The 16559-nt window shown below is 58.8% G+C and carries 12 protein-coding genes and 3 pseudogenes; 4 read left to right on the top strand and 11 right to left on the bottom strand.

Translation table 11 applies throughout. The features are described 5' to 3' along the window. Positions 1–1582: 1582 nt before the first annotated feature. Positions 1583–2461: pseudogene (gene panB, locus AC0L3A_RS37985) on the bottom strand (3-methyl-2-oxobutanoate hydroxymethyltransferase); the annotation flags it as partial. A gap of 381 nt (positions 2462–2842) precedes the next feature. On the opposite strand from panB, the gene AC0L3A_RS37980 reads away from it, so the two are divergent. Then, entirely contained in the window at positions 2843–3043 is a 201-nt protein-coding gene (locus tag AC0L3A_RS37980; protein WP_473256311.1) for a hypothetical protein, read from the top strand. Positions 3044–3942: 899 nt separating this feature from the next. On the opposite strand, the pseudogene AC0L3A_RS37975 reads toward AC0L3A_RS37980, so the two are convergent. The 5 genes and pseudogenes from AC0L3A_RS37975 to ybgC form a co-directional block, all read right to left on the bottom strand. Then, positions 3943–5216, bottom strand: a pseudogene (locus AC0L3A_RS37975) (type II toxin-antitoxin system HipA family toxin). Continuing rightward, positions 5191–5511, bottom strand: a complete 321-nt coding sequence (locus AC0L3A_RS37970) for a helix-turn-helix domain-containing protein (protein WP_473256310.1) — start codon at positions 5509–5511, stop codon at positions 5191–5193. Before AC0L3A_RS37970 ends, AC0L3A_RS37975 begins: the two are co-directional and overlap by 26 nt. A 769-nt stretch (positions 5512–6280) precedes the next feature. Beyond that, positions 6281–6718: a CoA-transferase gene (locus tag AC0L3A_RS37965; protein WP_473256309.1), complete on the bottom strand. Its 438-nt coding sequence runs from the start codon at positions 6716–6718 to the stop codon at positions 6281–6283. Positions 6719–6851: 133 nt separating this feature from the next. Beyond that, positions 6852–7115: a hypothetical protein gene (locus AC0L3A_RS37960; protein ID WP_473256308.1), complete on the bottom strand. Its 264-nt coding sequence runs from the start codon at positions 7113–7115 to the stop codon at positions 6852–6854. Positions 7116–7142: 27 nt separating this feature from the next. Then, a complete protein-coding gene (ybgC, locus tag AC0L3A_RS37955; protein ID WP_473256307.1) occupies positions 7143–7586 on the bottom strand; it encodes a tol-pal system-associated acyl-CoA thioesterase in 444 nt (147 codons plus the stop codon). A 328-nt stretch (positions 7587–7914) separates the two neighbouring features. Here ybgC and AC0L3A_RS37950 point away from each other — a divergent pair, with 328 nt between their 5' ends. Beyond that, positions 7915–9198, top strand: a complete 1284-nt coding sequence (locus tag AC0L3A_RS37950; protein WP_473256306.1) for an NAD(P)/FAD-dependent oxidoreductase — start codon at positions 7915–7917, stop codon at positions 9196–9198. A gap of 788 nt (positions 9199–9986) precedes the next feature. Here the strand turns inward: AC0L3A_RS37950 and AC0L3A_RS37945 are convergent. Then, positions 9987–10112, bottom strand: a complete 126-nt coding sequence (locus tag AC0L3A_RS37945; RefSeq protein WP_473256305.1) for a hypothetical protein — start codon at positions 10110–10112, stop codon at positions 9987–9989. Positions 10113–11774: 1662 nt separating this feature from the next. Between AC0L3A_RS37945 and AC0L3A_RS37940 the strand changes: the two genes are divergently transcribed. After that, the gene (locus AC0L3A_RS37940; RefSeq protein WP_473256304.1) at positions 11775–12461 is read left to right on the top strand and encodes an HAD family hydrolase; all 687 of its coding nucleotides are present in this window, start codon (positions 11775–11777) and stop codon (positions 12459–12461) included. A 564-nt stretch (positions 12462–13025) separates the two neighbouring features. Here AC0L3A_RS37940 and AC0L3A_RS37935 read toward each other — a convergent pair. From AC0L3A_RS37935 to AC0L3A_RS37920, 4 genes are all read right to left on the bottom strand, one after another. Next, the gene (locus AC0L3A_RS37935) at positions 13026–13511 is read right to left on the bottom strand and encodes a hypothetical protein (RefSeq protein WP_473256303.1); all 486 of its coding nucleotides are present in this window, start codon (positions 13509–13511) and stop codon (positions 13026–13028) included. A gap of 16 nt (positions 13512–13527) precedes the next feature. After that, a complete protein-coding gene (locus tag AC0L3A_RS37930) occupies positions 13528–13722 on the bottom strand; it encodes a hypothetical protein (RefSeq protein WP_473256302.1) in 195 nt (64 codons plus the stop codon). Between the two features lie 87 nt (positions 13723–13809). Next, positions 13810–14337, bottom strand: coding sequence for a DinB/UmuC family translesion DNA polymerase (locus tag AC0L3A_RS37925; protein ID WP_473256301.1), 528 nt, complete (start codon positions 14335–14337; stop codon positions 13810–13812). A 953-nt stretch (positions 14338–15290) separates the two neighbouring features. Continuing rightward, positions 15291–15797: a hypothetical protein gene (locus tag AC0L3A_RS37920; protein WP_473256300.1), complete on the bottom strand. Its 507-nt coding sequence runs from the start codon at positions 15795–15797 to the stop codon at positions 15291–15293. A 577-nt stretch (positions 15798–16374) separates the two neighbouring features. On the opposite strand from AC0L3A_RS37920, the pseudogene AC0L3A_RS37915 reads away from it, so the two are divergent. Further along, positions 16375–16559, top strand: a pseudogene (locus AC0L3A_RS37915) (ISL3 family transposase); the annotation flags it as partial.

Genomic DNA, 16559 nt, shown 5'->3' with positions numbered 1-16559 from the left:
TAGCCGCAAGCAGGAAGTTTTTCATTTCTATTCTCATGTCTTGAGTGCCCCGAGCCTCGTGCGTCTTAACAACGTGCGCGCGAATTGCTGTAGCTGCGTAACAACATTCGCGCCGAAAGAAATGCGTGAACCGAACGCTGCGTTAGGTTCTGCGTTGCAGATCATTCCCAAGTGTCTCAGTGCTACATGCCGTGAGCGTAGATGGCGCAAAAGTAAGCGAACAAGCGGCTGCCGATTCAGTGGAGTAGGCGTACGGCAAGCCTGATCATGGAGAAGAGCGAAGTGCGCTTTGCGAGACCCTTGCTCTATCCCGTCCACCACGAAGGAGACATCTTGTACGCACTGCCGCCAGATATCGGTTGCTTCAAGATTTGGTGCCGGCGCTTGGATGCGAGCGCGAGTAAGCCTTCTGGATCCGGCATCAGCCAGCCGAAATCGCTCAGCGCAATTGTCTCAAGGTCGTTGCACTGTCCACACCACTCCTGCCACCCGCAAAGCAGTTGGCAACGCGGCGCCACACACCTGAGCATCCAGCACGCTCATTCAGCTCCACCAGGAGGGCGAAGCAGTCACCTCCTTATGCGTGCCAGAGGCGAGATCGAGGTGTCCGTCCTCACGGGTACGCCGCTCGGCTCCATCTCTCGGCTGGAGCACCCGCTCAATGGCTTCGTGGACGAGCGGGAACGGTATCCGGTGGTCCAGGGATTGCACCGTAACGCTGCCTCGGAGCAGGCGCTCGAGGACGGCGAATTCGCTTGTCACGGCGGGGGGACTGAGAAGCGCCCAACCTCGCAAACCAGGCCAGGCGTGCAAGTCCGACGTTCGACCGCCGCCTGCGCCATTCCAGCCTGTCGTTCTGGCCTGCAAACCCTGCTTGTCGGATTAGACAGGATGCTCCGCTGCAGTTCGCACTTAAGGAACGGATGATCGGGGTTGTCGCATCGTGACGAGCGCAGCTCGAGACCTGCGTCGATCCCACGGGAATGATGCCGATTAGCTCGCCGCGGCCACCTTGCCACGGCAAACGGCGCATCGCGGTCGCGATCGGGGCCGACGAGATCCTCGAACACAGGCCGCCTCAGCTTCTAAAGACACGCCAAGGTGCGCTCCGCGGGCATGGCACGACATGATCGAACTGGCTTGCGCTCCTCCGCCGCGGACCCGCACCTTCGGCAGGTCGGCCTGCCAACATCTCACCCCCGCCCTGCCTTTCGGATCACTTGGGCCTCGATCTGCCTTCGGCGGCAACCAAGCACGCGAGCACCCTGCCTTCGCGCCTTCTCGCTGCATCAATGGGTCGTCCGTGCCCGCCGCTATCAATTCACGCCGTTGCACACCGGCGGGCACAGATGATCTATCGGTCGAGCCGCATCGGGGCTTGGCGCGCCAAGTCGGCGATCTCGGCAAAGGCGGGCGCATCGAGCGATTGAGGGCCGCGCCACAATCAGTTGAACTCGAAAAGAGTTACACGCTCGCGCCGATCTGAGTGTGAGCGAACTCAGGGGCCGTTCTGAGCATCTGTACGTTCCGCACTATCAAATCGAGCTCGAAGGACCAGTTTGCGATCAAATTGCCAAGGCCTTTCGGGTAGCCGGTAGGTTTCCTGAGGCCCCGGGAACGTTCCCACGCGAACATCCGGCGCCCAGCGCGATAACCCGTCCTGCATGAGCTGAAATCCCTCAGCGTACGCGCGAACGAATTTAGGCCGGTGGACGGTCGTCAATCCGAGCACATCATGCAAGACGAGCGCTCGCCCTGAGCATCCGGGTCTGGCGCCGATTCCGATCGTCGGTATGTCCATCAATTCGGCGACGCGAGCAGCAGGTTCACCGGGCATTCCCTCGAGGACGAGAGCAAAACATCCGACCTCTTGTAGACGGTGTGCGTCATCGAGCAGGCCCAATGCATCATCGTGGCTGCCGCCCTGCACCTTGAAGCCCCCAATAGCCTAACACTTTGCGGCGTCAAGCCAAGATGGCCCGTAACAGGGATCTCACAACCGACCAAGGCGCGAACCATCTCGACACGGCTGGCACCTCCCTCGAGCTTCACCGCATCGGCACCGCGTTGCAGAAAGCCGCCCGCATTGCGGATAGTCTCCTCGGCGCCCAAGTGAAAGCTCATAAAGGGTATATCGGCGACTAGAAGAGCACCGGGTCTGGTGCGCGCGACCGCCTCTAAGTGGTGGTTCATCATCGCCATGTGACCGGAAGGGTGCTGTCAAATCCAAGACAGACGTTCCCGACACTGTCGCCAACGAGAATAATATCGATAATCGGATCGGCGATGCGAGCGGCGATCGCGTCGTAGGCGGTTGTCATTATGACGCGACGCCCTTCCCGCCCCATTTCTCCAGAACCGGAATGGTAACGCGGTCAATAGGCGTCTTCGAAACATGGCTCTTTTCAGCCCTGATCCGTCCTGCCCACCGGAACCGCTGACCCCAATTCGCGCTTACCATTTGCCACTAGTTAGGCTGAAAAAGCGGACAATAGTAGGGCGATGAAGCCAACAATGGCTTCTAATGGCAACCGTGGCGCGCAAGATCTAATCCTCGCGCGATCGGCGCAAGTGCGGACGAAGCGCTCAGAACGCAATTCGCTTAGTCTTGGCGCCTCTCGATCTGCGAAACGCCGTCGTTATGGGTATCCACAATCCTCATGCGTCTGCGCTGCTCGAACGGACGCTTGTCGACGACCACAATGCCGCCTCCAGCTCAAACTGCGCGTCGTGCTTAGACGTTGCACCCCGGCCTGGCGGGCGAACGCAGGGTAGTGTGGGAGGTTTGATTGCGGCAGGACAGCTGGCTTGAACCTAGGCACCATAGGCGCATACTCGGCGGATGCTCGAGCAGCGACCAACGTTCATGGCTCGGAAAAATCCCGGACTTGGCTGGGGTGTCGATATTCTGTGGCCCGATGGCGAAACGGAAGCAATCAAGGGCTTTATTACGGAAGGCGACGCGGTCAAGTGGATTGCTGAGCACGAGCACTCTAAGGCGACGCAGGGAAATACAAACCAAGAATCATCCTTAGAGCATTAGAAATCCCGTCCACGCAGAATCGGTCGACTGACAGCACGCCGGGAGCCGGCGAAAGATACCGCCGTGCCCGTTGAGCGCGACAGTAACACGGCAACAGCTTGCGGTGCCCCCTTCAAAATTCGCCGCCTATTCCGCTGATGCTTCACGCGGTCAACGCGCCGTAATTTTTCCACGTTCTGGCAGTCCCGCCGCTTACACAAATGGTGCCCTTGTAGCCGCTGGCGATCGGATCGGTGTATTAGATGTATCGCCGGTCTGCCACCTCCCTGCGCCGGGCGAAACCGTCACTGCGGCCCGAGCCGTAAGGAAGCGCCTGGATGGGCCAATCTGGTTCAGCCTGTGCTCGACCGGCACAATGTTCACGCCAGTGTATGGCGTTCCGTGTTGACGAACAGCTTGAGGCAGCCGTAAGCGCTGCCTGTCCCCGTCGGTCGTCGTCGCGGCGTTGATGCCGATTTCGGGTACAACGGTGCCGGCAAACAAGGCGGTCGCATCGACCGAGCCGGTTGCGAGGTCTGCGGCCGCCTGCGGGGTTGGACCTTTTACTCTGTGACTACTTAGGTGAAGTTACCTATCGGTCGTTTGGTTGTTGCGGTTTTTGAGATTTGCTATTTTGAGGAACTGATTCATGGACAGCGCACAAGCTGCCTGCATGTCATCTTGGCTCGCCTGACGACTTCCAGGGCAGCGATTTCGTTTGTGTGCAGCCAGGCAAGCGCGCTCCAGACAGCGATAAGCAACGACGCCGCCGGCGATCCAGGGCAGGCCCGTTCGCTTCTTCCTCAACATCCTTGGGACCTGAGCCGATGGTTGGAGCAACAGATTTTTCGCGCTACAAAAACGAGCCGACGCCGCTCTTCGCGGGAAGGTGTCAAATTGTAGCGATTTCGCGCAACCCTTCAAGCGTTAGGCAAAGACTTCGGAGGGTCGCCGGGATCTAGAACCAAGCTCATCTCCCTGATCTTGGCATCGATCTTCTCGAGGACGGCGATCGGAACGACATCCCGCTCCGGGAGATTCCACCAATGATCGTTCGCGGACGAAACGACTTCCTCGACGGCCGAGATCACCGCCGGTTCGGGCAGCCGCGCCCGATTGGCAAACTTTCGCCAGCGGTCCGGCGTGAGAGCCTTGAACGATTCCTCTCCTCCCAACGACAGGGCCATATTGTCCTTTGGAAAATATGCGGTGGTCGATAGGACGTCGTACACGGGCGCGATCGCCGGAGTGCAACCGTCGCCCGGATATATCGTGGACCAATTCTTCAAGTGCATGTCGCCGTTGCCGACAAGCGCGGCAAGGGCCAGTCGACGAACAAATTCTAGTGCGGCTCCTGTCGATACCGCCACATTCAGCGCGGAGGCGATGTCGTGGTACGAAGCGTCATCGTATTTTTTGGATGGCTGCCGGCCGAAGATTTGAGCGAAGTCTTCGATGTGAATTCGGGCGCCTGCGGGTCCTCGGTCGAAACGCTTCACCAGCAGGACCTTGCCGGTCGGCAGGGTGTTGAACTCTTCGGGTATTCCCTCGAAATCGGATTTTCTACAAGCTCGCGTTCCGGTACATCCATTCCGAGGGCGTCGGATAACGCCAAGATCGCGAACTCGTTTTCCGACAATCCTACCAGATTGGTCGAAGGAAATTTCGCGATGTACTGACCTTGCTCGTCGCCGATTGGCAAAGTCAGGCCGCCCCCCTTGCCCGTGTTCTTCGTCACAGACAGCTTCATCTGAACTCCCGCCAAGGAAAACCGAGCTTTGATCTCGCCTGGATTTTCTCGAGCCGCTATCGTGGTACTGCCGTCGCTCGGTAGGACCCGCACCGCGCCTGGCAGGTCCGCGCCGAGCACCGCCAATAGATCAAAGTCGTTTCCCTGCCTTACGACTCCCGCATGATGTTTTTCCATCGCCTCGCGGAGCTTGTCCTCGGGCAACATGTTTGCGAAGAACGCCGGCAGCATGTGCGCTACAGGCTTCGGGTCCTTACGGAGACCACCATGGGCGGAGCGCAACGAGAGGCTGAAGATCGGAGGCCTTTCCATGGCTCGATAGGCTCGGTCGAGACTGAAGGCGTTGAAATCGCCTGGCGTACGCACGACCGTTCCGACCTTGAGGTCGTGAAGAAGCACGTCGAGCGACTGGATGGTGTTAGGGGCGCGGACCTGGGTAATCATCATCATCCGTGTCGGTTGTGAATGCTGGTCGGTCTTCGTCGTCGGAAGGGCGAAGCAGAGCGTTGACGCCAGGGACCATTGCTTGTGGGATCAGCATCAACTCCATGCCGAGCGCGCGCGCGACGTTGATAAGCGTGTTCGCCCGCGCAGCAGCGTCGCCTTGTTCGATATCCCGGTAACGTGGCCTGGAAATGCCTGCGCGTTCGGCCACCTGCTTTTGAGTCAGGCCCGCTTGTTTCCTCGCGTCACGGAGGAGCCGTCCGAGCTGGTGGGTCGCTTCTGAGTGCCGCTCCATGATCTGTTTTCTCTGTTTTCGTTGTCTTTTTGCCGTGAGAGGTACGAAAAGGTATCTTTTGTCCAATCGAGTGTCAAATTATGATCTGTATACGGATCTTTTCATGATCCACCGATCCGCAAACGTATCTTTTTTATGGGGGCTAAATCCGGCCGCATGACTGGACTGCGGGACAGTCGCGTCTTGCCTACGGGGCGAATGCCGCCCAAGAACACGCGCACAAGTCTTGCCTTGCCAATCCGGAATCCCCGCTCCGTGCTAATTGCCGGGAAGACACCCGGGGCCGAAAGGGATTCGCCGCGGCAGGAACGGTTCGATGCTGGAGTGGTCCGATGCTGATCACAGAGAACCGCGGAAGCGGCAACGACCACGAGAGGGTCTTTGATCACGGGCGCAGCCCGAAATGACCATCCGATATCGGTGTGCCGATCACCGCCGGTGGCACACTGGAATGCACGGGCCCGTCCCCGACACCCCCCGTGTCGCTCGGGGCCGATTTTCGCTCTGGTCCCGAGACTTTGACCACAGCGTTTGACGAGAACGAGGGGGCGACTAATTTTCCGAATTCAGCTAGTGGGGTGTTGTGTCGACTGCGGTCGAATTGATTATGGAAGGATACGCCGCTAGGGGATGGGAGGCTTTAGAAGACCTGCGCATGCATCGCCGACCACTGGGCCGTCGATCTCAAGGCGATTGACGGCTTTGATTGCAGCCGGTCAATCAGCAGCTCGAGGAGGAGATCGCCGCGATCGAATCGGGCCTTGCAGGGTTACCCGACAGCGGTCTCCGCCTTAATCAGGGCAAAATCCGCCCTGAGCCAGCACTCCTGCAAATACATTTGTCCCTCGACTTTCGCGACCGGGGGATGCGCTCGGCCAATGTGCCCTGGCGAACGAGTTCGAGTTCGATCTGTCGGGCGTGGTACTTTCTGGAGAAACGCGCGCGAATTTGCTGAGGGCGAGAACAAGCAAATCAACTTTTTTACTGCCGCACGCTCTATCAATGCCGCGAGACCGACGTGACCGTTGCCGTCATTGTTGTTCACTGGTGTGAGGTGCTTGGGGCGCCCCGACGCATGGAGTCGCACGAGAAGCGCATGGATCAGATCGACCGGAGCGCGCGCGCCTCCAAAACCGCCAATCATGACCGTCGCGCCATCGGGAATGTCCGCAACTGCCTGCACGAGCCTGGATACCGTCTTGTTCATCACTCTCCTGCTGCACTCACCGGATCGATTGAGATTCACTCAACAGACGGGAACCTCTCAACCGGATCGAGGAATCAAGAACAAAACTGCCCGGCGCGCGACGACCGGCGGCTCACAGGCGATACCACCAAGCTCAAAGCTTGGGAACACCCGTTTGGGCCACGGCACCGCCGCCGGGATAGCCGCGCCAGTCGCCAATCGGCCCGTCATCCTTGACGCAGGTTTCGCTGTGGTCGCTGTGACCGAAGCGGCCGACGAAGTCCGATTTGTTTTCGTTCTTCGCCGGCTTCTGGTTCGTCCGGCTTTGGATGTGCAATTGAGCCGCCCGGTGTTTGCCGCAGCCCATTTGCTTTAACTTATGCCGCCATGATGACTTGATTTCGTTGGAGCGCTGCAAGGCAAAAGCGTGAATGAGGCGGCAGATTTATCTATGCCCTTCCATAGCGAGCCGCAGCGACTTCGGGATGCGCTGCGCCTTTCCAGCTGAGATAAATGCTACCCGTACACGTGCTGTGACCAGGAGATCGTCGCCGCGCCTGCATTCCTGCAGCAAGGCAATCGACGCGCCCCTCACCTGTTGCGGGACTGTGACGACGTCAAGAATGTCATCCAAGACCGCCGGTTTTAGAAAATCGATCGTCATCGAGCGCACAACGAAGGCAACACCGCGCGCATCGTTCTTGGCTTCTTTGAGTAATGCTTGCTGATTCGTTCCGAGCAGGCGCAAGTAGTTCGTTCTGCCGCGTTCCATGAAGCGCAAGAAATTTGCGTGATAAACAATCTGGCCGGAGTCGGTATCCTCGAAATAGACCCGGACCTGCATATGATGGCGGCCGTCGCGAATTTCGCCATCAAGAGAGGCTGTCACGGTGCGGTCCCCTTGCTGCCCTTTTGGGACCCATTGTCTCGCACAAAGGCGCGTTCCAGAGCAAGCGCCGAAGGGCTTTGGCTTTGTTCGCGCAGTCGGAGCTCCGGCGCACCGCCGCGTGGGTGCTGCGCGTGCCCTCAACAGATCAACAACTTAGAAGCTCTGCCCCATCTTCGGGGTGATGACGAACTGCCCATTGGCCTGCGATTTGCCTGTCAGTGTGGCGCTGGCACGTCAGTTTTGGATACTAGAGAGGTCCGCCACCGGTATTCACGATTGCTGCTGGACCTCGGGTCGATCAAGAAGCTACTTGTAAGAGGATTGGCGGATGCGAAACAATCGACGATCACACGGACTGTGGGTGCTGACTGCGCCACCAGCGCCACAAACTGCTCCACTTACCGATGAAATTGCAGCGGATATCGTCGTGATTGGCGGTGGATATACCGGGCTGTCGGCGGCCCTTCATCTAGCTGAAGGTGGAGCGCGTGTCGCGCTTTTGGAGGCGTCTGAAATAGGATTCGGCGGGTCCGGGCGGAACGTCGGGCTCGTGAATGCGGGCATGTGGCTCATGCCTGAGGCGCTTCCGGCCGCGCTCCGCGCGCCTTTTGGAGAACGGTTACTTGAACAGCTCGGCCGCGGACCGCAGACGGTATTCGAGCTCATCGAAAAGCACCACATCGAATGTGAAGTCGAACGTGCCGGCACCCTGCATTGTGCGGTCGGACGTAAGGGCTTGGAGGAGGTTGAGGCCCGTGCCGAACAGTGGCAGAAGCGTGGAGCGCCCGTCCTGGTGCTAAATGCGGAGGCAACACGCAGCAAAGTAGGCGGTGGCGACTACGCCGGCGCGCTGCTTGATAAGCGCGCCGGTACCATACAGCCATTGGCTTATGTGCGAGGGTTAGCGCGGGCCGCGCTCGCGATGGGAGCCAGGATATTTACGCATAGTGAGGCTGTCATGGCGCAACAGAATGGTTTCCGCTGGAGAGTCGGCACCGAAAGCGGATCTGTAGAGGCCGACTGGGTGGTCGTCGCGACGGACGCTTATAGCAAAGGACTTTGGTCTGAGGTACGGCAGGAACAGATTCAACTGCCCTATTTCAACTTTGGCACGCCTTCTCTGCCCGACGATCTGAGAAAGTCGATCCTGCCTGAGCGGCAGGGTGTGTGGGACACTCGAGAAGTCCTCTCTTCGTTTCGCCTCGATCGCTCCGGGCGACTCGTGTTTGGCAGTGTTGGTGCGCTTGAGGGGATTGGGCGATCTATTCACCGCGCTTGGGCCCAAAGATCGTTGCACAAGCTTTTTCCAGGACTTCGGGGCGTCCAGTTTGAAACCGGCTGGTTTGGCATGATTGGAATGACCTCCGACAACTTGCCCCGTCTTCACAAGCTGGACCGCAACGTCATCGGTTTCAGTGGCTATAACGGCCGCGGAATCGCACCAGGCACTGTGTTTGGCAGTGTTTTGGCTTCGTATGTATTGGGGCAGATCGCGGAGAACGACTTGCCGTTGCCGGTCACCGCGGTTGAATCCCAGCGCTTCCGTGCAGCGCAGGAGGCGTTTTATACGGCGGGCTCCCAGCTTGTTCACCTGATGGATTCCTGGTTCTGATCAACCCAGCAACTCGGTTGGCTTCACAAGCTGCCCTCGCTCGAAGCATGCCGGTGCTCGTGATGTTGTTATGATGTGTTCAAGGGGCGCCGTCATGGAACTTAGGATACCTCGGGTCAGACAATCGGCTGGTGAAAACGACGAGCTTGCAAGTTTGGGTGTCATAATTAATCCATGCGCCGAGCGCGTGCGCGGCGAAATCTCTTCCGAATAATGAGGTTGTCCATAGGAAGGCCCTGTGAATAGCCGGCATAAGGTTCCGCTATTTGCGGTTGCACTCCGGGAACGTGTTCCAGGTCGTGACGAATCGGGGAGAACCGCCAGCTTGCGACTGGCGGCCCCGATTGCCCGCGCAACCCTTCCGGACTGCGGGCCAAACGCTGATGTTAGCAGCAACAGCACTACATTCGGTAAGTCCCGAGAGGTCAAGTCCGGCTTCACTCTAGTGACAGAAGTCGGGTGGCTACCTATAAGAACGCCAACTACCTACAGTAATCTAACAGCGACTCTTTCGATCAGGATCAGGGGCCGGGAGTCGCGGCTCCTTCGCCGCTCTCTACCGATGCATGGGCTGTCATCGCGAAATCGGAATTGCAGCAGGCCACACATTGCCTCCGCAAAGCAATCATGCGCATACGTCAGCACAAGGCGACCATTCGATGGCGTCTGATCGTATGGGCAGATCACAATCCGAAGTGAGCGACCGACAACAGCGGAAGTCCGGTTCAGCCGGGCTTCTACACTCTTGCTTGGAGATGCCCATTCAGGCAAGAGTACTTGAGAATGAGCTAGAAGTATTTCGCGGCCCGGTCTTCAGCATCTTCCACTTCCGGCATCATTACTTTCGATGCGTCGGACAGCGAGCCGCCAATGGAATTCAGCATCATTCTGAGAAGATTCAGAGCCTGCGCCAACGTCTTCGCCTCCGATTTGCCGCGCAACCAGCCCACTTGCCATTGTCACTAGCGTCCGGTGGCTCCGGGTTGAGCCATCGAAGGTCATCAGAGCGTCGCCGCGCCTCGCGCTCGCGCGGTTTGCCTAAGCATTTCGGCGGTTCGCCTAACGGACCCAAGCCGTTTGGCTCTTTGCGGGCCTGAAAATCGTTTTGCATTCTTGCGAGTGCGGCCGGTCGCCCGGGCTTTGCCGAGAGGAACGCGTGCGCGTGCCATTGAAATTCATTCCTTTTATATAAATTGGGTATGGGGACTCCATTTGCAGCTGTGCGCGTGAACGACCCGGTCGGTGTTTGGGTTGGCCGTTCTGTGCCTTTCGAGATGCCCCCTACCCATGTGGAGCCATGCGAGCGCGACAAAGATTGCAATCAGGTGCATGCTCCGAAGAAACATCTTCTCGAAAGCAACGGCAATACGGGCAACGGCGATGAATGAAGTTACGATGCTCAACGCGGAGTTAGATCGCTGCAAGGCTGAGCTGAGGGACCTTAACGCGAAGATGAGCTCAATTTCCTGCACGCAGCCGGTGGACATGACCGCAGTCGAGGACGTGGCGAGGCGAATTCGCCAAATTGCCGAACGGGTCGAAGTCTTGACGCGCGCGATCCTCCACGGTCCACAAGCCGGAACACAATAAGGCTGCCACGAGCCCTGCCGGGCGGCCAGTTACAAACTTAACCCGGCGGGGACATGCCCAGGCTAGGATCATATTTCTAAGCCTTGCGTGTTCTTGCAGCAGCTCAACTTCTTCTGTCTGAGCCCTGTTGCTTTCGTCAACTGTCGGCCACCAAATCTTGCGAAGCGGTTCGCGATCACTGTAGGTCGCAGGAACGTGCGCTTTTAGATGACGAAACTTGCGCGACACGCGATGCAGCTTCTGCGCTGCTACGGGTGGAAAATGCCTTAAGCGGGCAGATATTCTGGCGGGAATTGTGCGAGGCCTTTAGCCTCTTCGCCCTGCCCGTGCATTGCATGTAACCGTTGACATAAGTGCGATGGCAAGGGCCGCGTCCCCAAGCCGGATGATGATCGGACCTGAGGCCTATTCAGCGAAGCTCGAGTCTGCCAAGGACCGCGAGTGCTCGCCACGACAGATCGCTGCGCGGTCCTCAATCGCGTGCTGCTCAGGCAGTCGCCTGCTGAAGCCCGACTTCACCATGCCAACCGGAGCGTCTTCAGCGCAAAGGCCCCGTCTCCATGGAGCGCCGCCCGCGAACACTTGCGAATGGCGCCTCCATCAAATTCAACATTTCGCGTTGTCGTGTTCAGCCGTATCCGGCTGAAGACGTTAATGTCGGAGACCAGACACTGAGACGCGAGTATTCCGTCGCCGGAGCCGAAGAACATGGTTTTGCCCTCTTCAAGCAAGGCTCGCAAATGGCTTTGGTGGCACGTGGATTGCTGGGACACCGAAAAGAGCCCGTACGATCATGACGGGCTCGCAGCGCCGGCCCAGGAGTCCAAATGAAACTTGCTTGATTGATCGCGGGCGTCAATCGTCTCCATTCTCGCCAGCATTTCAACTCATCTAGTGTGTCGATGCCCATGCCGTAGTAGTGCGGTGCTACTATACGTGGCGAACGACGGTGGCACCCGCACGGAATCTATGCTTAAGGTCAGATCATGAAACCGGTTCTCGTCTTCGATTGGAATGGAACGTTGCTTGATGATGCATACGCCCTGCTCGAAACCACCAATGCAATTCTAGATCGCTTTGGTCGTACAACGATCGACATGAAGACGCTTCGGGAACATTGCGACGTTCCGCTGTCTCTTCTTTATCGCAGCCTCGGACTATCGCGAGACGAGCTTGCGACGGTGGATCGCGATGGGAGTGCAATGTTTCACGACGCCTATGAGGCTCTTGCGGGCAGAGCCGATCTACGCGAGGGCGCGCGCAGAGTCTTGGAGTTGGCGCGCCGAGAAGGGGCTTCGTCCATCATCGTGAGCAACCATATAGTCGACCCTCTGCGCTACCAATTGAGAAGACTTGGAATCAATGACTGCATCGACGATGTGCTCGCGTTCGAAAGCCGCGGCACGCAATACAAATCGACAAGCAAAGGAGAGCGACTTCGTCTATACATGCAGAAGAACAACTTGAAACCAGCGTCAACTTTCATCATCGGCGATATGCCGATCGAAACGGATATTGCACGGAATCTCGGACTGATAAGTATAGCCATTACCGGGGGATTTGTTTCCGAGGCGCGCCTGCAAGCGGCGCATCCAGACTACACGATTAACAACCTTCATGAGCTGTTGCCAATCTTACGAAGCTACGGTTTTTTCGGAATGCACAAATCATGAGCGGCGAAGAATCACCGCACAGGGTCTGTAAAACCTTGATCATGTCGTCCATGTTGAACGAGTTTATCTCGGCGATTCGAACTCCGCCTTCGACATCGCACGCGTCGCATGGCTCAACTCAGTCGCGAGTCCAGCATCTGCAATACCGAACCCGTAATCCCGTACCTGCCGCACTCGCGGCATTCCAGGCGCCTGTAGTCGTCACCGGTGCGCTGCTCGAGGCTTGACGATGTCTTGCAGATCGAACAATAGTCGAGCGTGTTGGGAAGCGTCACATTATAGAATCGGAGAGCAACTTCACCCCGATGTGCGTCGAACGCTGACCCCAGCTATTCCATCGCAAGTCAGTACTGGTCTGGACGATATCAGCAGTAGGTCGGGGTCATGGTTGGACGCTGACGGGGCCAGTTGGGCATCCGGAACTCCGCAACCGTAACAGCACCAGCGCTCGTGCCGCACGGTACGCCAAAGGCACCGGTTCGGTTTGACGCGCGGGTCGCGCTGCCGGATGGAGATGCGCTTCGCCGCTGCTGGCGGACATAGTCCAGTTCGCTCCCACACCCCCTACCCAGGGGACCTGTTCGTGTGCGCCACAGGCGAGTCAACGACCTGACTTTCTGAGCCGCTGGGAGAACTCGGCGGCTGCTCCTCAAGATGCATACGCTCGCGCGCGTTCGCGCGCCTCGCGGCGACGCTGGAAGCGCTCGCGTCAGCGGTTCGCTCGTTCCGAGGGCTGGGCACCGATGGCACGGGCTCGGCCGTTTCGACTGGGACCTTCTCCGTCGGCTCGTCTTGGCCTCGGCGCGCCTCCATGGTCTCGAGCACAACTCGCCCTCTCACCGTGATTTTCCAACCGCCGTTTTGGCGCTCAACAAGGCCGTCCGAAAAAATGTCCAGCCCGGGAACGCGCGCAGCCAGCCGTTTGGTGCGCTCGGCCCATTCCGGGCCGCTGGTCGCGAGGATTGCCATGTCCCGCTTGAGGTCCGCCATCACGGCAAATCCTTGGGGGTAACTCACCAGGATCTTCAAGACTGTGACCTGGAAGTTCACTCCGCACCTCGCCCGATCAACGCCACATGATCGACGCTCGGGCCAGGGCTTTACGCCCGATCTGCCGCAGCAGCTTCGGCGTTGTTTCGTCGGTCTTTGCGGCTTCGACGATCTTGGAGGCCAAACCAGCGCCGCTCTCCTTGCGCGGAAGCGTCTCGCAGACCTCGTCAAGTACCGCTCGCGATAGAGCGGTCGTGGGGTGTTCAAACATGGACGCCTATCCTACCGAAAGTCTTTCGACCTTGGGATTCCCGCAGTTGAGGTAAACTCTGCCGCGCTGCGCACGAGGGCTCGCGCTCTACTGATGTACCGCGGTCTTGATTCTGATCGATGCGGACTCAAATTGGTAGGCCGAGCTGCAGTTCGGCCTCCGGTTCGCCCTGGCGTGAAGACAAGAAGGCGGATCGGCTTTGGAGCGGGTATCTCGTTTGAAGGAAGACGAGCGACAAGTTTCGAGCTCGCAGCGGCTCGAAATCGGGGCGCGTCCGGTCCTGCTCCGCGTGATGATCTCAAGATCGTTGAACCTGCCCCTCAGTTTAACCGTCCGGCCCCGCGAACCTTTGTCCTCGCAGTGCCTCCAAACCTTCTCGATGAGCGGCTGTGCCTTCCTGACAACTGGGGGGACGCCGGGGCGTCGACACCCAGTCAAGGCGATGCCGGTGATCTTGACGACGCGGCGCCGCGTGCAAGCGCCCGCAACTGACTGGAAAGCGCACACAGCAAATATCAGTCTCCTCACACCGGCGTCGGACTTGAACGCTCCCCGATGGTAGCAAGCGGACTTTCTACGTGGCCACCCCGCGCCGCAACAATGTGACGAATTCATTTGCATATCCGTCACGTGCAGCGACGCTGCCTGCATCAGCCGAGCGACTCGGTCGTAAGCTCGTCGTGGAGCAGATGTTCGCGATTGAACATGAGAGGCCTCCATCATCATTCAACATTCCGCGTTTGTCGTGTTCAGCCGTGTCCGGCTGAAGACGTTAAGGTAGGGGACCAGACACTGAGGTGCGAGTATCCCGCCGCTGGCGCCGAAGAACATGGTTTTGCAATCTTCAAGCGAGGCTCGCAAGCGGCTTTGGTGGCACGTGGATTGCTGGGACACCGCAAAGATTCTGTACGACCATCACGGCCTTGCCGTCGCGGGCCCAGGAGTTCAAATGAAACTTGCTCGATTGATTGAAAAGGCCATGGACGTTGCGCTGTTGCCTACGGTCCGGCCTAAAGCTTTGCCGCGTGCCCCGCGGGTGCCTCTATTTCCGAGGTCGAGCACCATTTTCTCGGGAAGTATTCGCACCCCTCTGCGCCTGAAGTCTCCCTTGGTGCCGTTTCGCAACGCCCGATGGACATTCGCGTGGGCCACGGTATCTGTCTTCCTCGCCGAACCATAAGGCAACTGATCGTCGCGCCCAACACGCCCCATGCCTGTGCCCTCGCCCAAACGCTGTTTGCACCGTAACCCTTGTGGGTGTAGCGCTGCAGAAGCTCTCCCGTCTGCGGGTCGAGTTTCGAGGATTGGATGAAGGCGCCATCCTCGCGTTGATGAAGCGCGAGCACCCTGGCTGTGTGACGCGTAGCGATGCCCTTCATCTCCTCGTCACCGGATTCCCGCGCCGCCCAGAAGAGCAACAGGGAAACCACCAGGCTGTCGATGCTGCTGGCGGTCGCGCCGACATGCGCGCCCTCTTCTGCCTTCCCTCGTATCCTCAAGCCCGTCGGCACGCTAACAATTCGGACCGCCGCGGTTGGGGCGCAACTAGGATAAAGCCTAGGATGCCACTAGCCGACGTGGAAGACCGCGGAGTGAGAACCGAGCGATGAGGGGTTCAAACTCAGGGTTTGCGGATCCACGCGCGTGAGCAGGCTGCCGGGAAGACGAATCGCGCGGATGCGCTCGACATCGTTCAGTCCGTCCTGGATGCTCACGATGACCTCTCCAAGCTTCGACAGATTGCCCGTATAGAGAGGGGGAAGGCTGAATTCGACCATCCAGAAACGATCTTCGACCGGGTCCAGCTTGGCGAGCGTATCGCGGTCGAGACGCGATTGGTCGTGAGCTCTCGCGCCCTTCAGATGCTCGAGGTAGCGCGACCTGTCCATGAGAACCGACCTGAGGATCACGACGTCCTTCCTGTCGGCTAGGTAATTCAGCCAGTAATTGTCGGAAACATCCCGAACGACGCGTTGCCGCAACAGGTGTCGAAGAATGGTCGCTGCGATCGTCTCGGCATGAACCGAGCTGATAGCGGGCTGGGGGAGTACGCCGATGACGCAGTTGATCTGCATATTGGCGCTGCACAAGAACGATCGGGCCCCGAGGGAATCGGATGGCGAAGAAAACGACGAAGGCGCAGGGCAAGCGTGCCGCCCGCAAGACCGCTTCCAAGGCGAAGAAGGGCCGTGGGACAGCAAAGAGGACGCCGCGCGAGCAAGCCATGCCTCAGGAGCCAGGGCGCTTCGCCTTCGCTCTTACGGAAGGCTCGAACATCCTGCCGACGACCACGCTGATCCCGGCATCGATCGTACCCGCGAGCGCCCTCGGCTCCCTGCTACCCACATCGGATCAGTCGTCGGATCGTGTGAAGACTCAGCTTTCGGGGACGACGGAACATCGGTTCGACGACTCAAAGCGCTCAAGCTCGACGTCTCGTCCCGAATGGATCCACGCCTGCAGCTCGCCTTGGCAAACTTCCGGACCGGCAAGGTCGGTCCTACGCTCGCTTCCACCGCAGGCGACGAGATCGCAGTCGTAGCCAGGGTCAAATCGGTGGAAACCTGGGAGTCGATGCCGGACGTCGATCCTGGCGAGAGGATCGGCAAGACGAGCGCGGGCGAATGGATCGTGACGGGCCGCATCCCGGTCATGAACAGAATCCGAACCGCAATCGGAGCGACGACGATCGATCCGGAATTGCTGACCTGTGCGGAAAAGCTGCGCTATCAGGGCTATCTGCGGCGCCAGGACAGCCATGCCGCAATTGCGGCTCTCGTCAGCGACGGTGTGCCGCTCAAGGAGATCGTCCGCCGCACAGGACATAGTCGCAATCT

The sequence above is a fragment of the Bradyrhizobium sp. MI1.3 genome, assembly GCF_055811695.1.
This window is presented reverse-complemented; position numbering and strand designations above follow the sequence as displayed.

Coding starts and splice junctions, on each gene's coding strand:
- AC0L3A_RS37965 (WP_473256309.1), bottom strand. CDS start 6,718: ATGAACAAGACGGTATCCAGGCTCGTGCAGGCAGTTGCGGACATTCCC.
- AC0L3A_RS37940 (WP_473256304.1), top strand. CDS start 11,775: ATGAAACCGGTTCTCGTCTTCGATTGGAATGGAACGTTGCTTGATGAT.
- AC0L3A_RS37980 (WP_473256311.1), top strand. CDS start 2,843: ATGCTCGAGCAGCGACCAACGTTCATGGCTCGGAAAAATCCCGGACTT.
- AC0L3A_RS37920 (WP_473256300.1), bottom strand. CDS start 15,797: ATGCAGATCAACTGCGTCATCGGCGTACTCCCCCAGCCCGCTATCAGC.
- AC0L3A_RS37970 (WP_473256310.1), bottom strand. CDS start 5,511: ATGGAGCGGCACTCAGAAGCGACCCACCAGCTCGGACGGCTCCTCCGT.
- AC0L3A_RS37950 (WP_473256306.1), top strand. CDS start 7,915: ATGCGAAACAATCGACGATCACACGGACTGTGGGTGCTGACTGCGCCA.
- AC0L3A_RS37925 (WP_473256301.1), bottom strand. CDS start 14,337: ATGAATTCGTCACATTGTTGCGGCGCGGGGTGGCCACGTAGAAAGTCC.
- AC0L3A_RS37930 (WP_473256302.1), bottom strand. CDS start 13,722: ATGTTTGAACACCCCACGACCGCTCTATCGCGAGCGGTACTTGACGAG.